Below are 18962 nucleotides of genomic sequence, written 5' to 3' on the forward strand. Positions count from 1 at the left end.
CGCATGGGCCATGCCGGCGCCGTCATCTCCGGCGGCCACGACACCGCCGACCACAAGATCGAGGCGCTGAAGGCCGCCGGCATCGCCGTCGCCGATTCCCCCGCCTCCCTCGGCAAGACCATGGTCCGGGTGCTGCGCGAAGGCAGCCGGGCCGCCGCGGAATAGCGGTCACGAGTTGCTGCGGTGCAGCCACGATTCCGGCTTGTCAGCGCAGCGGAAACGGTCTTTGGTATCTCAGGTTCTGCATTTGGTATGCCAGAGGGCCGGCCATAACGGCCCCGATAACAACGACATAACCGAGGGGAGGGGCAGCCGATTCACACATCGGCGCGACGGCACTGCTGACCCACCGAACCCGGTCGATTCCGGTCCGCGGCCGCAGTCCGGCGCACCCCTCCTCGAGGACGATGGCGTCCGTCACGGGCCGTCACCTCCGATGCCATGGGGTTGCCTCAACCGACATGCGAAGGATTGGGACGGAAATGCTGACTGAAAACTCAAATCAGGCGCCGGCGATCAAGGGACCGCCGGGGGGACGCTGGCTCCAGCTGCTCATCGGCATCGTCTGCATGGCGATGGTGGCCAACCTGCAATATGGCTGGACCCTGTTCGTCGGCCCGATCGATGCGACGCATCACTGGGGACGGGCGGCGATCCAGGTCGCCTTCACCATCTTCGTTCTGACCGAGACCTGGCTGGTGCCGATCGAGGGCTGGTTCGTCGACAAGTTCGGCCCGCGCATCGTGGTCCTGATCGGCGGCCTGCTCTGCGCCATCGCCTGGGCGCTGAACTCGGTGGCGGATTCGCTGACCCTGCTCTACATCGCCGCCGCGATCGGCGGCGTCGGCGCCGGCGCCGTCTACGGCACCTGCGTCGGCGCGGCGCTGAAATGGTTCCCGGACCGGCGCGGCCTGGCGGCGGGGCTGACCGCGGCCGGTTTCGGCGCCGGCTCGGCCCTGACCATCGTGCCGATCGCCAACATGATCCATTCCTCCGGCTACCAGTCGACCTTCATGACCTTCGGCCTGATCCAGGGCGGGGCGGTGGTGCTGCTGTCCTTCCTGCTGGCGACGCCGGCCAAGGGGCAGCTGCCGGTGGTGAAGCCGAAGATCGCGCAGACCCGTCGCGACTACGCGCCGTCGGAGATGCTGAAGAGCCCGGTGTTCTGGGTGATGTATGCGATGTTCGTCATGGTCGCCTCGGGCGGCCTCCTGGCGACGGCGCAGCTGGCGCCGATCGCGGCCGACTTCAAGATCGGCGACACCCCGGTCAGCCTGCTGGGCCTGACCATGCCGGCCCTGACCTTCGCCCTGTCGCTCGACCGGGTGCTGAACGGCGTCACCCGGCCGTTCTTCGGCTGGGTCTCGGACCATATCGGCCGCGAGAACACGATGTTCATCGCCTTCTTCCTGGAGGCGGTCGGCATCGTCATGCTGATGGAGTTCGGCCAGGACCCGGTGGCGTTCGTGATCCTGACCGCGATGGTGTTCTTCGCCTGGGGCGAGATCTACTCGCTGTTCCCGGCGACCTGCGGCGACACCTTCGGGTCGCGCTACGCCACCACCAATGCCGGGTTGCTGTACACCGCCAAGGGGACGGCCGCGCTGGTCGTGCCCTTCGCCAATGTCGCGGTCAGCCAGCTCGGCAGCTGGGACATGGTGTTCATCTTCGCCGCGCTGGTGAACGTGATGGCGGCGGTGATGGCGATGTTCGTGCTGAAGCCGATGCGGGCCCGGGCGCTGGAACAGGCACGGGCCGGGGCGGCTCCGGAAGGGGAGCCGCGCCTCGCCAACTGAGACCCGGGCCGGGACGCGCCCGGCAGCCGAGACAATCCCCAGGGAGGCGGCTTCGCCTCCCTTTTTCTTTGCCCGAAGAACTTACAACGCCCGCATGAAGCTGGCCCAGGTCGGGTCGGCGGTCTCGGATTCGTCGGCCTCGCCGCCGGTCTCGACCCGGCGCAACCGGCCCGCGGCGCTGCCCGGCAGTGAGGCGCCCTGGACCGCCGCCAGGCGGGGGGCGGTGACGAGGCCCAGCAGGGAGACGAGGGCCAGGGCGGCACCGATCAGCACGCCGGTCATGATCAAATCCTTTCGATGGGTTCCTGTTGCAACGCAATATACGTCCGTTCGGCCGACAGGCAAGACAAACTGGTATACAGAATACGAAAAACGGATATGCGTCCGATCGCGCATGGCCAATCGCGGTCTCGCATCGCCTCCGTCTCAAAAAATCAGCAAAGACAAAGGAGTAGGCTCATTCCTCTGGTCCGTCCCGGAATTCGCAGATCAGCCATGGCTATCTGGCATACAAAATCCATAATGCGCGATCTTGATGAAGGTCAGCTGCCCTGCCATATGATGCGGCGCAAGAGACCCAACCTCACGGAGCCCGTCATGACCCTCGGACTGATCGCCCTCGTCATCGCCGCCGCCGGCTTGGCCGCCGTGATCTCCGAGATCGCCGTGAAGGCGCCCGACCTGTTCGGCGCGATCGCCACCGATGTCCGCGGCATGGCCGCGCCGCATCGCCGCGCGACCGAAGCCCCGGCCCCCGCCAACAGCAATCTCTGGCGCAAGGCGGCCTGAGCGCCTCTCCTCCAGCTTCCGTCGAACGTCAGAACAGGCGGCCCTCTCGGGTCGCCTGTTGTCGTTTCCGCCCTTGTGCACAGGCGAACAGGCGTCGCCGGCTCTAACGGCTTGGTACAAGCCGATTTTCCGTCGTTGGTAATTTCGTTCTATTGCACCGCGAAATCACGATCTAAACGAATCGTCCCCGTTTCAAAAAGATCCGTTGCGTTACATTCCAGATACAATATATTGGATACCAGCCAGTCTCGGTCACCGATCCTGGCCATCCACCAACAAGACAGTCGGGCCGCGCTTGACGCGAAGCCGCGGCGCTGGGGAGGCACCAATGACCGGGAAAGTGCGTGAAGCGCTTGTGCATGGATTCGCCTGTGCCGCGGCTGCGATGGCCCTGCTGGGGGCGGGCATCGCCCAGGCGGACTGGAAGCCCACCCGAAACGTCGAGTTCGTCGTGCCCGCAGGCACCGGCGGCGGCGCCGACCAGATGGCGCGGATGATCCAGGGCATCATCCAGAAGCACGGGCTGATGGAGCAGTCGATCGTCGTCGTCAACCGTTCCGGCGGCGCGGGGGCGGAAGGCTTCCTCGACGTCAAGGGGTCGGGCGGCGATCCGCACAAGATCATCATCACCCTGTCGAACCTGTTCACCACCCCGCTGGCGACCGGCGTGCCCTTCAACTGGAAGGACCTGACGCCGGTGACCATGCTGGCGCTGGACGAGTTCATCCTGTGGGTGAACGCGTCGGAGCCCTACAAGACGGCGCAGGACTACGTCACCGCGATCAAGGCGGGCGGCGACAACGCCTTCAAGATGGGCGGCACCGGCTCGAAGCAGGAAGACCAGATCATCACCGCCGGGCTGGAGCAGATCCTCGGCAAGCGGCTGACCTACATCCCCTACAAGGGCGGCGGCGACGTCGCCGCCCAGCTGGTCGGCAACCACGTCAATTCCAGCGTCAACAACCCGATCGAGGCGGTGGCGCAGTGGCGCGCCGGCGCGCTGCGGCCGCTCTGCGTGTTCGACGACCAGCGCATCGCCGTGACCGCGCCGCAGGCGGAGGGCAAGGCCTGGAGCGACGTGCCGACCTGCAAGGAATCCGGCCTGGACATGAAGTACCTGATGCTGCGCGGCATCTTCATGCCGCCCGAGGCGTCGCCGGAGCAGGTGGCCTACTACATCGGGCTGTTCGAGAAGGTGCGCGAGACGCCCGAATGGAAGGAATTCATGGCGGCCGGCGCCTTCAACACCACCACCATGACCGGTGACGCCTTCAAGACCTGGCTGACCGAGACCGAGCAGACCCACAAGACCCTGATGGAAGTGGCCGGCTTCATCGCGAAGTAGGGTTCGGTCTCCGCTTCCGGCGGCGCCGTCCGGCGCCGCCCCGTCTCCCCGAGGAGGATCAGGCATGGCGAACCACGAGCAGGGGTCCGAGAGCACCGTCAGCATGCGGACGATGGAGATCGTCGTCGCGGCCGTCCTGATGATCGTCGCCGTGGTGGTGATGGTCGACAGCCTGCGGGTCGGCATCGGCTGGGCCTATGACGGCCCGGAATCGGGCTATTTCCCGTTCTATGTCGGCGTCGCCCTGTTCCTGGCCAGCGCCGGCACGCTGCTGGCCAACCTGTTCGGCCGGTCGGCCGACCTCGGCGCCTTCGTCGGCCGGTCGCAGCTCAAGCTCGTGCTCAAGGTGCTGGTGCCGACCATCGTGTTCGTGGCGCTGATCGGCTTCACCGGCCTCTACGTCGCCGCGGCTCTGTTCATCGGCTTCTTCATGCGCTGGCTCGGCAAATACCCGGTGGCGAAGATCGTGCCCGTCGCGATCCTGGTGCCGGTCGCGCTCTTCCTGATGTTCGAGATCTGGTTCCTGGTGCCGCTGCCCAAGGGGCCGCTCGAGACCATGCTCGGCTACTAGCCGGCCGATCGGAACAAGACAGACCCGCGCGCAGCGGGCGAGGCGAAACGCTGGGAGGGATCGTTGGACGCTCTCTATTCTCTGATTCACGGCTTCGGCGTGCTCGCCGACCCGATGAACATCGTCTACATGTTCGTCGGCATCACGCTCGGCGTGCTGATCGGGGTCCTGCCCGGTCTGGGCGGCGCCAACGGCGTGGCCATCCTCCTGCCGCTGACCTTCGCGATGTCGCCGACCTCGGCGATCATCATGCTGTCCTGCATCTACTGGGGGGCGCTGTTCGGCGGGGCGATCACCTCGATCCTGTTCAACATCCCGGGCGAGCCCTGGTCGGTCGCCACCACCTTCGACGGCTATCCCATGGCCCAGCAGGGCAAGGCGGGCGAGGCGCTGACCGCCGCCTTCACCTCCTCCTTCTTCGGCGCCTTCGTCGCGGTCGTGATCCTGACCTTCCTGGCGCCCCTGATCGCCAGCTTCGCCCTGCGCTTCGGACCGGCGGAGTTCTTCGCGGTCCAGCTCCTGACCTTCTGCAGCTTCATCGGCATGGGGCGCGAGGCGCCGATGAAGGTGATCGCCTCGATGATGCTGGGCTTCGCCCTGGCCGCGGTCGGCCTCGACACCGTCACCGGCCAGCTGCGCATGACCTTCGGGTCGACCGAGCTGCTGCGCGGCTTCGACTTCCTGATCGCGGTGATCGGCCTGTTCGGCATCGGCGAGATCCTGCTGACCATGGAGGAAGGCCTGGCCTTCCGCGGCAAGAGCGCGAAGATCAACGCCAAGGTGGTGCTGCAGGCCTGGAAGCAGCTGCCGAGATACTGGGTCACGGCGCTGCGCGGCGCGATCGTCGGCTGCTGGATGGGCATCACCCCGGGCGGCGCCACCCCCGCCTCGTTCATGAGCTACGGCCTGGCCAAGCGGTTCTCGCGCAACGGCAAGCGCTTCGGCCGCGGCGAGATGGAGGGCGTGGTCGCGCCCGAGACGGCGGCCCATGCCGCCGGCACCAGCGCCCTCCTGCCGATGCTGACCCTCGGCATCCCCGGGTCGCCGACCGCGGCGGTGCTGCTGGGCGGCCTCCTGATCTGGGGCCTGCAGCCCGGGCCGCTGCTGTTCGTCGAGCATCCCGACTTCGTCTGGGGCCTGATCGCCAGCATGTATCTCGGCAACATCGCCGGGCTGATCGTGGTGCTGACCACGGTGCCGCTGTTCGCCTCGATCCTGCGCATCCCGTTCAGCATCGTCGCGCCGGTGATCATCACCATCTGCGCGGTCGGCGCCTATACGGTCAACAACGCCCTGGCCGATATCAGTGTGATGTTGGTCTTCGGCGTCGTCGGCTACCTGTTCAAGAAGCTGTCCTACCCGCTGGCGCCGCTGGTCCTGGCCCTGGTGCTGGGCGACATGGCGGAAGGCTCGTTCCGCCAGGCCATGCTGCTGTCCCAGGGCAGCCTGTCGATCTTCTGGTCGAACGGCCTGGTCGGCGGCATCGTCGCCCTGGCCCTGGCGATGCTGCTCTGGCCGCTGATCTCGCTCGTGATCGCCCGTCTGCGCGGGGGCGACAAGCCGGGCGACATCGTTGCCGCGGACTGACAGGCCGGGGCGGGGAGGGGGCCGTGCTCGAGGCGCGGATCAGCACCCGGCTGGCGCTCTCTCGCCTCGACGCCAATGACAGCTTCCGCAACCAGGCCTATCTGGCGCTGAAGCACGCGATCTCGGCGATGGACCTGTACGACCATCCCGGCGAGATCCGGCTGGACGAGCGGCAGCTGTGCCGGGACCTGGGCGTCAGCCGCACCCCGATCCGCGAGGCGCTGACGGTGCTGGAGCAGGAGGGCTTCGTCCTGACCCTGCCGCGCCGCGGCATCTTCGTCCGGCGCCGCACCAGGCGCCAGATCGTCGAGATGGTGCAGGTCTGGGCGGCGCTGGAGAGCATGGCGGCGCGGCTGGCGGCGACCCTGGCGACGGATGCGGAGATCGCGGCGCTGCGCGACCTGTTCGCGGGCTTCGAGGGCCGGCCGGCGGCGGAGATCGACGGCTATTCCGACGCCAACATCGCCTTCCACCGGGCGATCGTCCGGCTCGGCGGCAACCGGCTGATCATCGCCCGCACGGCCGACCTGTTCCTGCAGATCGACGCCATCCGCCGCCGCACCATCCGCGAGGACGACCGCGCCGACCGCTCGATCCAGGACCATCTGCGGATCATCGAGGCGCTGCAGCGGCGCGACGCCGACCTCGCCGCCCGGCTCGACCGCGACCACACGCTGGGCCTGGCCGAGCACATCGAGCGGAACTGTCACTTCCTGGCATGATCGGGCCAGGAGCGGGCGTGCGTATTGCCTCTCCCGCCTGGCGGGAGAGGTCGGGCTCGCGCAGCGAGACCGGGTGAGGGCCGGCCCAGGCCTCGACAAAGGGCCCTCACCCGGAGCCGCTTCGCGTCTCCGACCTCTCCCGCACGCGGGAGAGGCTATCGGTGAGCACCTGAGGCAACGGGAACGCACGCCCCGGCAGGATCGCGATCGCGAAGCCGAGCAGGATCAGGCCGATGCCGATCAGGTGGAAGCCCCGGACCGGCTCGCCGAGCAGCAGGAAGGCGAGGACCGAGGAATAGACCGCCATGAGGTGGAACGACGCCCCGGTCAGCGCCGGGCCCAGCGTCGCGACGCAGCGGTTCCAGAACAGGTTCCCCAGGAGCGAGGAGAAGACGCCGATGAACAGCAGCGAAGCGACGGCATAGGGCGCGAACGGGACGGAGCGCCCTGCCGCTTCCTCGTAGATCCAGAACGGCGCCATCAGGACGCACGCGGCCAGCATCGTCGCCGCCAGGAACGCCATGTCCGGAACGCCCTTGGGACGCCAGCGCAGCAGCACGGAGTAGAGCGCGAAGCCGGCGACGGCGAGCAGCACCAGGATCTCGCCGCCGCCGACCGACAGTGCCGCGAGCGTGGCGGGATCGCCGCGGCCGACGATCCAGCCGACGCCGAGGAAGGACAGGACGATGCCGGCGACGACGCGCCGGCGCGGCGCCTCCCTTGTGATCGCCCAGGCGAGCAGCGGCACCATCAGCGGCAGGGTCGAGTTCAGCATCGCCGCCGTCGCCGCCGGCGTGCTGTGCAGCCCGAGATAGTTCAGCACGGGATAGCCGGCGAAGCCGCTGGCGGCGCAGGCGGTGATGACCGGCCAATGCGCCAGCAGCGCGCGCCGATGCGCGACCAGGTCGCGCCAGACGAAGGGCAGCAGCACGGCCGAGGCGACCACCCAGCGCCAGAAGGTCAGGCCGAAGGGCGGCAGCTCCTGCGCGAAGGCGCGGCCGATCACCAGGTTGCCGGCCCAGAACAGCGGCGGCAGGGGCAGCAGCGCATAGGGCCGGCGCCAGACCAGATCGAGCAGACCGGCGAAACGCGGGGACGACGCGGTCACGGCGCCGCCCCGTCGCGACCGATGCGGCCCCTGCCGTCGCCCGCGCGGGCGGGGCATTCCGGCGTCTCGTGGTAGAAGGGGGATGCCATGGCGGGCCACCTGAGGGATGATCCGGTCAGTCTGGCCCTGGCGCGGCCGGCGCTATTGGCGGAAATCGAGGCTTCAGAGGATGAACGGAGGGCGGCATGGCCCGGGTTGATCGGCTCAACATCGCCCATTACTGGCAGGACCGGACCGTCCCCGGCCTCAGCCTGATGCAGGCGGATTTCCGCACCCAGGAATATCCGCCGCACCGGCACGAGGCGCTGGTCGTCGCCGTCACCGAAGGCGGCGGCTCGATCATCAGCACGCGCGGGGTGACCGAGCCGGCGACCGAGGACCAGGCGCTGTTCGTGTTCAACCCGGTCGAGCCGCATGCCGGCTGGATGGGCGAGAGCCGGCGCTGGCTGTACCGCGCGCTGTATCTGGAGGAGGCGGCGCTGCAGGAGGTGGCGCGGTCGCTCGGCGTCGAGGGCCTGACCTATTTCACCCGCAACGCCTATGCCGACCGCGACCTGATCGCCGGCTTCCTGTCGCTGCACCGCGCCCTGCAGGCCGGGCGCGACCCGTTGCTGGAGCGCGAGCTGCTGGTGTCGACCTTCGGCACCCTGTTCCGCCGCCACGGCAGCGGCGAGGGGCGGATCCAGCCCGGGCCCCGCGACCGGACCCGGCTGCGCGCCGCCACCGAGTTCATCCAGGCGCGGCTGAGCGGGACGATCTCGCTGGCGGATCTCAGCGCGGCCGTGGGGCTGACCCAGTACCAGCTGATCAGCCTGTTCAAGCGGACGACGGGCCTGACCCCGCACGCCCATGTCACCCAGCTGCGCGTCGACCGCGCCGCCCGGTACCTGGCGCAGGGCCTGCCGATCGCCGAGGTCGCCGTCGCCGCCGGCTTCTACGACCAGAGCGCGCTGACCCGCCACTTCAAGCGCTGCCACGGGATCACGCCGCTGCAATACGCCGGGGCGACGCGCTCTGCCTGAGCAGAGAGCCGTTGCCGCTTGCGGCTCGGTGCGGACGCTGCCCAGCGAAGATCTGGGCTGTCCGGTCTGACCGCTTTGCGGCCCTTGGACAACCCTCCGAACTCCGCCGAAGCGGACATCGGTGTCAGCCAACTGGCCCGAAAAATAGAGTTTGATTGCTAGGGAACGGCAATCCCGATGCCGGACACTCCGGCGTCTAAATTGGTGCTTTCCGTGCTATCATGTCGTATGTTTATTTTTTGGCGATAATGGCGGCAAGGAATTTCCGGCAAGCCATTCCTTGTTTTAAGACAATGTTCTTCGAATGCACTCGAGCATGTGCGTTGTAATCCCCCGCCCACGATGATCTGATGATGGCTTCAGTTTTGCCGAATTTATGGATTTGTCCGGCAGTTTACTGGTTATGATTATTTAAGTAATTGAGAAGAATCATGTGGACAGACAGCGAGAGTGATGTTGATTATCTGAATTACTCCGAAGTATCGGAGATGATTAGCGAGATGATCTCCGATGACAGTATGTTGCCGATCTCGATTGGCGTGTACGGCGCTTGGGGTGTTGGAAAATCCAGCATCCTTCAGTTCGTTGGCAAAGAGCTCGCCGCAGACAAACGCAACTTAGTCATTCCATTCGATGCCTGGCTGTATCAGGACTTCGACGACGCGAAGTCCGCCTTGATGATGGTGATCGCAAAGAGTCTCTATGATGCGACATCGGATGACCTAAAGGTAAGGGCTGCTAGCCTATATCGGAGGATCAATAAGCTGAAGTTCCTTGGGCTGGCCGCCGACATCGGCGCCCTTGCGGCAGGGCTTCCCACGTTCGGAATATTCAGCAAGGCCGCCGGCGCTGTGGAAGATCTCTGGGACGGGACGGCCGATGAAGAAGATATCAAAGCTGTCAAAGACGCAACTAAGGAGGTGAAGGAGCGTGGTGCCATGCTCCTCAAGCCGAAGGAGAAGCGAAATCCTCCCGAGGAGATTGCCGCCTTCCGAAAGGAATTTGGAGGGCTGTTGTCTTTAATGGGTCGCAGGCTCGTCGTATTTGTCGACAATCTCGACAGGTGCCTTCCGGGTAATGCGATCGCTACGCTGGAGGCGATGCGCCTATTCCTATTTCTTCCACGGACGGCATTCGTAGTCGCCGCCGATGAGGAAATGATTCGGCTGGCGGTCGCGAAGCACTTCTCGAGTCCTGGCGACCGACACATAACCGATTATCTGGACAAGCTTATCCAGGTGCCTGTCCGAGTCCCCAAGCTCGGTCTTCAGGAAGTGAGGGCGTATCTGTTCCTGCTCGCGGCGCTCCGAGGCGGCGTCGACCCGGGGAAGCTCGAGGAACTGAGGAAGTTTCTGATCGATAAACTGCGAAAAAGCTGGTCCGACGAGCCACCGTTCGATGTCGAGCAGGTGGCGACCAAGCTCGGTCTGACTCTCGGACACGATCTCTTACGGACGTTTGAAACGATGAACCGGCTCGCAGGCCAGCTGGCGCATTCCCTAAGAGTCAACGGCAACCCCCGTATCGTTAAGCGTTTGCTGAACGTGATCAGGATGCGTGCGTCAGTCGCAAGGCGTCGTGGCATGGCCATTGACGAGGCCCTTATCGCCAAGCTGGCGCTTTTCGAACGCTGCACCAGCGAGGAAGCGATCCGTGAATTCTACTCTATGGTCAACATGGCGCCCAACGGGAAGGTGGGTCTCCTGCGTGAGCTTGAATCCGTGAGTGACAACGGTCTCCCGCATCGACTTCCCGAGGCCTGGCAGAAACACGACGAGTTCATCTCAGATTGGTTGAAGCTTGATCCGCCGCTTGGTGGCGTCGACCTTCGTCCAGCTGTGTACCTTTCCCGGGACACGCTGCCAATTCGGGTCTCGACAGTCCAAATCAGCGCGAAAACGAAGAAAGCGATTGATGTTCTCTTAAGGACCGCGACCGTCAGCTCCAAGGCGTCGAAGAAGGCGCTTGAGGAGCTCGATCCGGCAGAGGCCGGTGACGCTATGGATGAGATGGTCGCGGTGATGAGCCGGAGTTCCGATTGGAGCAAGATTCGAAACGATTTCCGTGGAGCATTAATGTTGGCAAACCAATACCCGGCCGCTCACAAGAAGCTCGTCCGCTTCGTGGCTGGACTGCCGAAAGTTCCGAGGTGGATGGCATCGCTTATGAAGGGCGACCGCGAGGCCTCCGGGAAGGGGCTTGGCTGATGGGCACGTCCTCTTCGTCAAAGGGGTCCGGGCGCAACCAGCCAATGGTGCCGCCTTGGGCTGACGACCAGCCCGGCGCCCCCGTGCCACCCGCGCCGCCCAAGCGGTTCCAAGCCTTCCGCAAGTCGTTTGGGAACTATCTCAAAGGCGGAGATCGAGCCGACCTCCGCCGAGCCCTCGGCCATTATGCGCGGACGTCGACAGGTGGTAGTTCGGTAGGTCCGCGACGGTTCGGCTCTGTGTACTCGACCGGCGGCGACCTCTATTCGGTCCTATCGTCACTGGGGGGCGATGGCAAAGAGGCTGCTTCCTGGAATTTGTCGAAGGCCTCGCTGACTGGCCAACCGCTCGACGTGGTCTGCCAGCAACTGGCCGAGGCGCTGGCGCCCGACAACGGTGACTCGGATAGGATCCGCGAAGCGATCGACGAGGCCATGCTTGAAGTCCTCGGCGACGGTGACTTCGATCCGGAGCGGCTCGACGAGGAGACCGTTCACCGTATCCTCACCGAATATCTCTCCCAATCCGTCTTCCAGGAGATCGTCGAGGAGGTTGCCGGTTCGTGGGCGAATGCTCCGGACGAAAAGCGGACGCCCGAAGCGGAAAGCGAGCTCCTAGAGTTGATACGTGTCGTCGTGGACAAGAATCTTGGCCCCAAGCTGTCAGGCGAGACCCTCAGCAAGGACGATGTCCATCAGTTCATGCGCGAGGCGGTGACTGAGGTCTGGAAGGAATGGGAGAGCTTCGATGACTAGGCTCAGATTCCATGTCGAAGAGGCCGGCCTCCCGATCACCGACAGCCCAGGCACGGTCCACGTCTATCTATATGGCGCGCGTCCTGCGCGTCTTGGGTCGGGATCCATCGGTCGAAGGCTCGTGAAGGCGGTTACGCGGCTTGGCGTTCCCGTTGATCCGGTCGCTTTCGACTTTCTGTCTATTGCGCTCTCGGTTGTGGCCGCAGACACCTTCGTGGATCGTGAGACGTGGGCCGCGAATGGCTGGTCACGCGAGCTTTCGCTCGATATCCCATTGGCCAAACCATCAATCTGGCAGGGGGTCGCCACCGATCTTGAACGCGCCCTGGGATTTTTAAGCGGAGATCAGTGGGAGCTGTCGTTCAGAAGCGGCGGGAAGGAGCCTCCGTCAAAGGATGCGATCCTCCGCCACTTCCGTACCCACATCGGAATCGGCCCTGCCGACAGTGTGTGCCTGTTCTCGGGAGGGCTGGACAGTCTGATCGGCGCTAAGGCGCTTGTCGACGCAGGGAAAACTCCCCTTCTCGTGAGCCATTCGTATCGGGGCGACCAAGGCTATCAGACCAAACTGGCCCCACGCCTAGGACGGAAGCTTCCTCGTTTCGCAGCAAACGCTCACCCGGTTTTCAGCGGGAAAAACAAAAGCGATACGAGCATGCGGACGCGAAGTCTGGGTTTTTTGGCGTACGGGGTCGTTGCAGCCAGCGCGCTCCTAGCCAAGAAATCCACTCCTGACCCGATCGACCTATTCGTGCCTGAAAATGGCTTCATCGCGCTCAACGTTCCGCTGACCCGACGGCGTATTGGCTCCCACAGCACCCGGACCACGCACCCTCACTTCTTGGGCCAGATGAAGGCGATTTTCGACAAGGTAGGCCTTCGGATCAGCCTGGAAAACAAGTATCGGCACATGACGAAAGGCGAGATGTTGCTCGCCATGCGACCGGGACCGGAGTTGACGCAGACAGCACTGGAAACAATGTCCTGCGGAAAATGGAAACGGAAGAGCCAGCAGTGCGGCCATTGTGTGCCATGTCTGATCCGGCGCGCTGCCTTTGCGAAAGCTGGGATAGACGATACCACGTACTACCAGTTTCCGGATCTCCAAAACGCTTGGGTTCAGCGAGATATTCGAGACGATATTATGGCAATACTGGTTGCTGTCGGGAGGGACGAACATGGTCTCCGGCAACGCGCGATTGCCAGTGGGCCACTGCCTCTCGATCCTGTAGAACGCGATGGATGGTTCGGTGTCCACAAGCGTGGACTTAAGGAGGTCGCGGCCTACGTGAAAAACCAAGGGTTCGGGACTTGATCGATTTTCATTGCCACCTAGACCTGTTTCCCAATCCGCTGCTTGCTGCAGACGAGATCGAGCGGGCCGGGGCTTATGTCCTGTCGGTGACGAATACACCGCGAGCCTTTCCGAAGACGGCTCAGATTGCGAAAGGACGGAAGCGCATCAGGACGGCGCTGGGCCTCCACCCGCAGCTTGTCCATGAACGCCATAGCGAGGTCGGCCTGTTCTTGAGGCTGCTTGGCGAGACCGAATACGTGGGCGAGATTGGTATCGACGGAGGAGAGGATTCCGCCCGCCATCTCGATCTGCAGAAGGAGGTATTCGACAGGTTGCTGACCGCCTGTTCCGAAGTGGGCGGACGGATCATGTCGATCCACAGCCGGCACGCTAGTGGCGAGGTGATCGAGGCTCTCTGTCGTCAGCCTGCTTCCGGCTTGGCGATCCTGCACTGGTTTACCGGCCCAATCGCCCATGCTGAACGGGCCGTGGACATCGGGGCCTGGTTTTCAGTCGGGCTTCCGATGCTCCGAAGCCGTCGAGCGCCCGCGCTTCTCGCGAAGGTGCCGAGAAACCGAGTGCTGACCGAAACGGATGCGCCCTTCGCATCGACTCCGGGAGAACGGTACCCAGCGACTGCTGTCTTAGACACGGTGTCTGCCCTCGCTCGGCTTTGGGATTGCGACGTCACCGATGCCCATAGGCAGCTGAACGACAACCTCAGAGTGTTGGCGGTGAAAGCAAAAGATCACAGATCGGTTGGCGCCTTAAACTAAGACGGCTTTGCAAATCGCATCCAACTATCTAGGCCGCCCAAGGCTTGGCTACGACGTCAGTATAACTGAAGCAGAAGTCCGGTTTCGGGGTGCTATGTCAGTGTCCGGATGTGGCGCGGACCAGATGCGTCCGGAGCGCCGCCCTGAGATCCGGTGTCACCCCCTTTGCGGACCACCGCTGATCGCTGGGGTGTTGTCCAGAACCGGGGCGCCCCGTCATCCACAAGCGCGCCCGGCACCGCCGAGCCGGTGTCGGGCTCGGTGATCTCTCCGGCGCGGTCTCTTGAAGAAGAACCGTCGTGGCGAGCCCCGCAGGGGCGTGGTCACCCAGGCGGCTCCGGCCCCCTGAGATGCCATGACGATTCAAAGAGTTGCGGTTTCGCTTGACTCTGAGTTCCTGTTTTGTTCTAATTCGGGAATGGTCGATGGCGCCACCAGGTTCAGGACTCTCTTCGCCGCCTCGTCGGCCACGGACGAGGCCGACCTCGCGATGCTGTCCCGCATGGCCCATCTCGCCGAGGCGCTGGCCGCGGGCTTCCAGGCCCAGGGCGTCGCCGCCCTCAAGGCCGGCGATCTCGATCGTGCCGGCACGGCCGAGACCCATTTCAGCAATCTCTTTCTCGGCATCCGCCGTGCCATTGCGCTGAAGGCCAGGCTGCGCCAGCAGCGCGAGGACGCGCAGCGCAGGGCCGCGGCCCAGAAGGACCGGCGGCAGGACGGGAAGGACCGTCGGCGCCGCGCCGTCGGCGAGCGCGTTTCCCGTGCCATCGCCGCCGGCAAGCCCGAGGCCCGCGAGCGGCTGACCGCCGAGCTCTGGGAACGGCTCACTGAGGACGAGCGCATCGACGTCGACCTCGCCGACACTGCTTTGCCGATCGAGGCCCTGATCCGGCGCCTCGGCCGCGCCATCGGCCTCTCCCGCCAAGCCCTCGCCGCCGCCCTCGACCTGAACGGGCCGAAGGCCGATCCGGCCGGCGCCGGCCGGAAGCCATGGGACGAGATCCCCGGCCATGCCGCCGCCAATCCGCCCCCGCCCCCGCGCAGATACGACTATACCCCCGGAACCTACCGTACCATCCCGGCCGCCGATCTCGGCCTGCCAGGGGACGAGATCTACAACCTCAACACCACCACCGGCGAGATCTTCGCCCCCGGCGGCAGGCTCTTCCGCAAGCTGGACGACCGGCTGCCCGATCCCGGCGGCGCCGGGCCTTCCGCAGCGGCCGGGCCGCCTGATTCCCAGCCGCCACCGGCCGAGCTCGATCCGGATGAAGCCGAGTTCCAGCGCCAGGCGGCCTATGCCAAGCAGCACGGCATCACCCTGTTCAGGCCGCCCGCCCTGGCGCGGCGCCTGGGATTGCCCGAGCATGGCACGGCCGACGGCAGCCCCACCCCCGGGAACCGGCACGGAGCGGACAAGAGGCCGTGAGCAACGGACGCCGCGAGACCGCCGTCAGGCGGCGGGCTGCGTTTCCGATTCGGCGGCCATCGAGACGCCAAGGGGCGCAGCCCGAGCCTCTCAGGAGAGCGGCGGAACCGTTTCGGCTTCGTCGGCCGTGGCGCGATCCTCGCCGGCCGCAGCGCCCTCGGCGGCCGCAGCCCGCGTCGGCACCTCCTCCCGCGCATTCGGATCGCCCGGGGCGGTCTCGCAGCCCAGGTCCGGCAGCGCCACGATGCGGTGGCCGCCGCGGCCGGAGGCGCGGCAGACGATGAAGCCGCGCTGCTCCATATAGGACAGGAGGCGCCGGGTGCGGCCGACCGACTGGGTGCCGTAGGCCCGGGCGATGGTGGCGTCGGACGGGCAGGGGGCGCCGGCCATCGCCGCCTTGACCAGCAGCAGGAAGATGCCCTGCATGTCTTCCGGCAGCTCCCGCGACAGCTCGGTCGCGTGCTGCCAGGCCGGGCTTTCCGCCGTGTCGGTGTCGACCCCGGCGCGGGCCACGGCCAGCCGGCCGCGGAAGCCGGCGAGGTCGAGCGCCGGGGCGCCGCGGCTGCCGACCCGCTGGATCCGGCAGCGCACCAGGAAGTCCTGGTACAGCACCGAGATCGGGCGGAAGGCCGAATCCTCCGCCGCCACCAGGTCGCGCAGCACCGCGTCGATCGCGGCGTCGCGCTCGGCCTGGGGCATCGGGTCCGGCTCCTCCTCCGCCGCTGGGGCGGTGTCGGGGCGGCTGCGGATCAGCTGGGCCAGCAGCTCGGCCGTCGATTGCGGCGGCTGCGGCGGCGGCCGCGTCGGGCGGGGCATCGGCGGCTCGGCCTCGGCCGCCTTGAAGATCAGCTCGTGCACGTCCTCGGGCGGCGCCTCGGGCATCGGCAGCAGCTTCGGGCTGCTCGAGCGCGCGCCGGTCTCGACTGCGCCGATCCGGATCTCGATCGGCCGGCGCGACAGGGCGGGCCCGAGGGCGACGAAGCGGCCGCGGCCGAGGTCGCGGAACATCTCGGCCTGGCGCCGCTCCAGCCCCAGGAGGTCGGCGGCGCGGGCCATGTCGATGTCGAGGAAGGTGCGGCCCATCAGGAAGTTCGAGGCCTCGGCCGCCACGTTCTTGGCCAGCTTGGCCAGGCGCTGGGTGGCGATCACCCCCGCCAGGCCGCGCTTGCGGCCGCGGCTCATCAGATTGGCCATGGCGCCCAGCGTCGCCTTGCGCGCCTCCTCCGACACGTCGCCGGCGGCGGCCGGGGCGAACAGCTGGGCCTCGTCCACCACCACCAGCACCGGGTACCAGAGGTCGCGCTCGGCGTCGAACAGCCCGTTCAGGAAGGCGGCGGCGGCGCGCATCTGGGAATCGATGTCGCAGCGCTCCAGGTTCAGGACGGCGGAGGTGCGGTGCTGCCGCACCCGGCCGGCGATGCGGTACAGATCGTCGTCGGACCGGTCGCCGTCGACCACGATGTGGCCGAAGCGGTCGGCCAGGCTGACGAAGTCGCCCTCCGGGTCGACCACCACCTGCTGCACCCAGGCGGCGCTCTGCTCCAGCAGGCGGCGCAGCAGATGCGACTTGCCGGAGCCGGAATTGCCCTGCACCAGAAGCCGAGTCGCCAGCAGTTCCTCGAGATCGATCATGGCCGATGCCCCGTCGGACAGCGTTCCGATGTCGATTTGAACCGTCATCACCCCTCCGCACACTCCCCCGCCGCCCGGGGACGGCGGGGCCGGGCATGGTCTATCACGACCGGGCGGGCCGGGGGCAGCCCGATGGGACAGGGCAGGGTCCCGGCATGCCGAATCCCCCGACCCGCCGGGCCGGGACCATATCAATACTGGATAGCATGATGCGGGAACCGGATCCGCGAGAGGGCGGGGAGCCGCCGCCGGGCACAGGGCCCGGCCGCCCGCGGCCGCCGTCCGGCAAGGGTTGCGGCCGGCCGCGGCCCTTCACGCGGGCCAACCGCCTGGGGAATATCGGACAATTCGCGGGCGCCGGTGACGGGGGCGGGCTCGCCCTCCGCGCTTGACTCCGTCCGGTTGGGTCTGAGCATCTGTTCATAAAATGAGCATAAGATCATAGCTGCCCTGCCGACAGGCGCCGCGCCGGCATCGGATGTCGGTCGCTCCGCCGGCAGGCGGCGACATCGCGCAGAGCGGCTTTGCAGGATCAACCCCGAGGAGGCCCCATGGTCCGGACGATGACGAACGCCCTGGCCCCGCCGATATGGACGTTCATCGCCGGGGGCGTGCCCTGAGAGGTCCGACTCCACGAACCGCGTCACCAGGACATCTTTGACGATCCACGACCTCCCCCGCCGGGCGGGAGAGGTGCCCGGTCCTTCGCCCGCCTCTGTCTGGAAGAGGGAAGATGCATGCTTGAATACGCATTCACGCCGACGGCTCCGGCGTCGCAGGCGCAGCAGGCCCCGGTCGGCGACGACCGTCAGTCCGCCCTGCAGCGGCCGGCGATGAACCTGGCCTCGGTCGACCTGAACCTGCTGGTGGCGCTGGAGGCGCTGCTGCAGTTCCGCAACGTCACCCACGCCGCGCAGCATATCGGCCAGAGCCAGCCGGCGATGAGCCGGGCCCTGGCCAGGCTGCGCGGCATGTTCAACGACGATCTCCTGGTCCGCACCTCGACCGGCCTGGCGCCGACGCCGCGGGGCGAGCGCCTCGCCGCACTGCTGCCCTCGGTGCTGGGCGCGATCCGGGAGATCGTGACGAGCCGCAGCTTCGCCCCCGGCGAATGGCGGTCGAAGGTGACGATGGCGATGCCCGACCACCAGGCGTTGGTCCTGCTGCCGCGCCTGCTGCCGCGGCTGCGCGAACGCGCCCCGCATCTCGACGTCGTCACCGACCCGCTGCTGGCCGGCGCGCTGCGGCGGCTCGAACAGGGCGAGATCGACCTTGCCGTCGGGCAGATCGGCGAGACTCCGCCCGGCTATTTCCGGCGCAGCCTGTACGCCGACCGCTTCGCCTGCCTGCTGCGCCGGGACCATCCGGCCCTGGCACGCCGGTGGACGATCGAGAGCTTCTCGACTCTGCGCCACGCCGTGATTGCCTCGGGCTCCGAGGACGGCTTCGGTCAGGTCTATGACGGGCTGGCCAAGCTGGACCTGCCGGACCGCGACCCGATCCTGGTCCCCAACATGCTGACGGCGCCGGCGATGATCGCGGAGACCGACCTGGTGCTGACCGTGCCGCATCGCGTCGCGACGCGGGTCGCCGCCATGCTGCCGCTGGCGGTGGTCGAGCCGCCGCTGGAGCTGCCGCCCTACGAAGTCGCGCTGATCTGGCACGAGCGGCGCCATCGCGACCCGGACCACAGCTGGCTGCGCACCGAGATCGCCGCAGCTGCGCTGGCGGCGGTTCACGGCGGTCGCCGGTCCGCCGGCCCGATGGAGTTGCGCAGTGACCCCGCATCCTGACGATGCTGCGGGATTAGCCCGCATTTCTCACACTCCCTATGCCCTGCGTCGTCTTGCGGCGAGTCGGATGCGGGGGCGGGACGCGAAAAGCATAGCGGCGCTACGGTTGAGCGGCCCGCCCCCGCAGGCGGCC

The 18962-nt window shown here is 66.6% G+C and carries 16 protein-coding genes; 13 read left to right on the forward strand and 3 right to left on the reverse strand.

The annotated features are described in order from the left end of the window. The first annotated feature begins 482 nt into the window (after nucleotides 1–482). Complete coding sequence (gene oxlT / locus ACFW16_RS34325; protein ID WP_380313602.1) at nucleotides 483–1796, forward strand: oxalate/formate MFS antiporter; 1314 nt, start codon at nucleotides 483–485, stop codon at nucleotides 1794–1796. A gap of 81 nt (nucleotides 1797–1877) precedes the next feature. On the opposite strand, the gene ACFW16_RS34330 is transcribed toward oxlT, so the two are convergent. Beyond that, complete coding sequence (locus tag ACFW16_RS34330; protein ID WP_380313603.1) at nucleotides 1878–2078, reverse strand: hypothetical protein; 201 nt, start codon at nucleotides 2076–2078, stop codon at nucleotides 1878–1880. 315 nt (nucleotides 2079–2393) lie between these two features. Between ACFW16_RS34330 and ACFW16_RS34335 the strand changes: the two genes are divergently transcribed. From ACFW16_RS34335 to ACFW16_RS34355, 5 genes are all read left to right on the forward strand, one after another. After that, nucleotides 2394–2585: a hypothetical protein gene (locus tag ACFW16_RS34335; RefSeq protein ID WP_380313604.1), complete on the forward strand. Its 192-nt coding sequence runs from the start codon at nucleotides 2394–2396 to the stop codon at nucleotides 2583–2585. Between the two features lie 340 nt (nucleotides 2586–2925). After that, nucleotides 2926–3930 carry a Bug family tripartite tricarboxylate transporter substrate binding protein gene (locus tag ACFW16_RS34340; RefSeq protein WP_380313605.1) on the forward strand — a complete coding sequence of 335 codons (1005 nt, stop codon included), beginning with the start codon at nucleotides 2926–2928 and terminating at the stop codon, nucleotides 3928–3930. 64 nt (nucleotides 3931–3994) lie between these two features. Continuing rightward, nucleotides 3995–4501: a tripartite tricarboxylate transporter TctB family protein gene (locus tag ACFW16_RS34345; RefSeq protein WP_380313606.1), complete on the forward strand. Its 507-nt coding sequence runs from the start codon at nucleotides 3995–3997 to the stop codon at nucleotides 4499–4501. Nucleotides 4502–4564: 63 nt separating this feature from the next. Then, nucleotides 4565–6088: a tripartite tricarboxylate transporter permease gene (locus ACFW16_RS34350; RefSeq protein ID WP_380313607.1), complete on the forward strand. Its 1524-nt coding sequence runs from the start codon at nucleotides 4565–4567 to the stop codon at nucleotides 6086–6088. A 23-nt stretch (nucleotides 6089–6111) separates the two neighbouring features. Continuing rightward, nucleotides 6112–6810: a GntR family transcriptional regulator gene (locus ACFW16_RS34355; RefSeq protein WP_380313608.1), complete on the forward strand. Its 699-nt coding sequence runs from the start codon at nucleotides 6112–6114 to the stop codon at nucleotides 6808–6810. Nucleotides 6811–6916: 106 nt separating this feature from the next. Here ACFW16_RS34355 and ACFW16_RS34360 read toward each other — a convergent pair whose 3' ends face one another. Continuing rightward, the gene (locus ACFW16_RS34360) at nucleotides 6917–7918 is read right to left on the reverse strand and encodes a DMT family transporter (protein ID WP_380313609.1); all 1002 of its coding nucleotides are present in this window, start codon (nucleotides 7916–7918) and stop codon (nucleotides 6917–6919) included. 185 nt (nucleotides 7919–8103) lie between these two features. Between ACFW16_RS34360 and ACFW16_RS34365 the strand changes: the two genes are divergently transcribed. The 6 genes from ACFW16_RS34365 (at nucleotide 8104) to ACFW16_RS34390 (ending at nucleotide 15404) form a co-directional block, all read left to right on the forward strand. Further along, the gene (locus tag ACFW16_RS34365; protein WP_380313610.1) at nucleotides 8104–8940 is read left to right on the forward strand and encodes a helix-turn-helix domain-containing protein; all 837 of its coding nucleotides are present in this window, start codon (nucleotides 8104–8106) and stop codon (nucleotides 8938–8940) included. A 431-nt stretch (nucleotides 8941–9371) separates the two neighbouring features. After that, on the forward strand, nucleotides 9372–11147 hold the full coding sequence (locus tag ACFW16_RS34370; RefSeq protein WP_380313611.1) for a P-loop NTPase fold protein: 1776 nt from the start codon (nucleotides 9372–9374) through the stop codon (nucleotides 11145–11147). A 239-nt stretch (nucleotides 11148–11386) separates the two neighbouring features. Then, nucleotides 11387–11902 (forward strand): hypothetical protein, encoded by a 516-nt coding sequence (locus tag ACFW16_RS34375; protein ID WP_380313612.1) that lies wholly within the window; start codon nucleotides 11387–11389, stop codon nucleotides 11900–11902. After that, nucleotides 11895–13217 carry a Qat anti-phage system QueC-like protein QatC gene (gene qatC / locus ACFW16_RS34380; RefSeq protein WP_380313613.1) on the forward strand — a complete coding sequence of 441 codons (1323 nt, stop codon included), beginning with the start codon at nucleotides 11895–11897 and terminating at the stop codon, nucleotides 13215–13217. Before ACFW16_RS34375 ends, qatC begins: the two co-directional genes overlap by 8 nt. Continuing rightward, the gene (gene qatD / locus ACFW16_RS34385) at nucleotides 13214–13975 is read left to right on the forward strand and encodes a Qat anti-phage system TatD family nuclease QatD (RefSeq protein WP_380313614.1); all 762 of its coding nucleotides are present in this window, start codon (nucleotides 13214–13216) and stop codon (nucleotides 13973–13975) included. The genes qatC and qatD overlap by 4 nt, the downstream gene beginning before the upstream one ends. 355 nt (nucleotides 13976–14330) lie before the next feature. Next, nucleotides 14331–15404 (forward strand): hypothetical protein, encoded by a 1074-nt coding sequence (locus ACFW16_RS34390; protein WP_380313615.1) that lies wholly within the window; start codon nucleotides 14331–14333, stop codon nucleotides 15402–15404. Nucleotides 15405–15494: 90 nt separating this feature from the next. Here the strand turns inward: ACFW16_RS34390 and ACFW16_RS34395 are convergent, their stop codons facing one another. Continuing rightward, entirely contained in the window at nucleotides 15495–17084 is a 1590-nt protein-coding gene (locus ACFW16_RS34395; RefSeq protein WP_380313616.1) for a helicase HerA domain-containing protein, read from the reverse strand. 689 nt (nucleotides 17085–17773) lie between these two features. Between ACFW16_RS34395 and ACFW16_RS34400 the strand changes: the two genes are divergently transcribed. Beyond that, nucleotides 17774–18829 carry a LysR family transcriptional regulator gene (locus ACFW16_RS34400; protein WP_380313617.1) on the forward strand — a complete coding sequence of 352 codons (1056 nt, stop codon included), beginning with the start codon at nucleotides 17774–17776 and terminating at the stop codon, nucleotides 18827–18829. Nucleotides 18830–18962: the final 133 nt, after the last annotated feature.

Source organism: Inquilinus sp. NPDC058860 (assembly GCF_042743185.1).
Lineage (GTDB): Bacteria > Pseudomonadota > Alphaproteobacteria > DSM-16000 > Inquilinaceae > Inquilinus.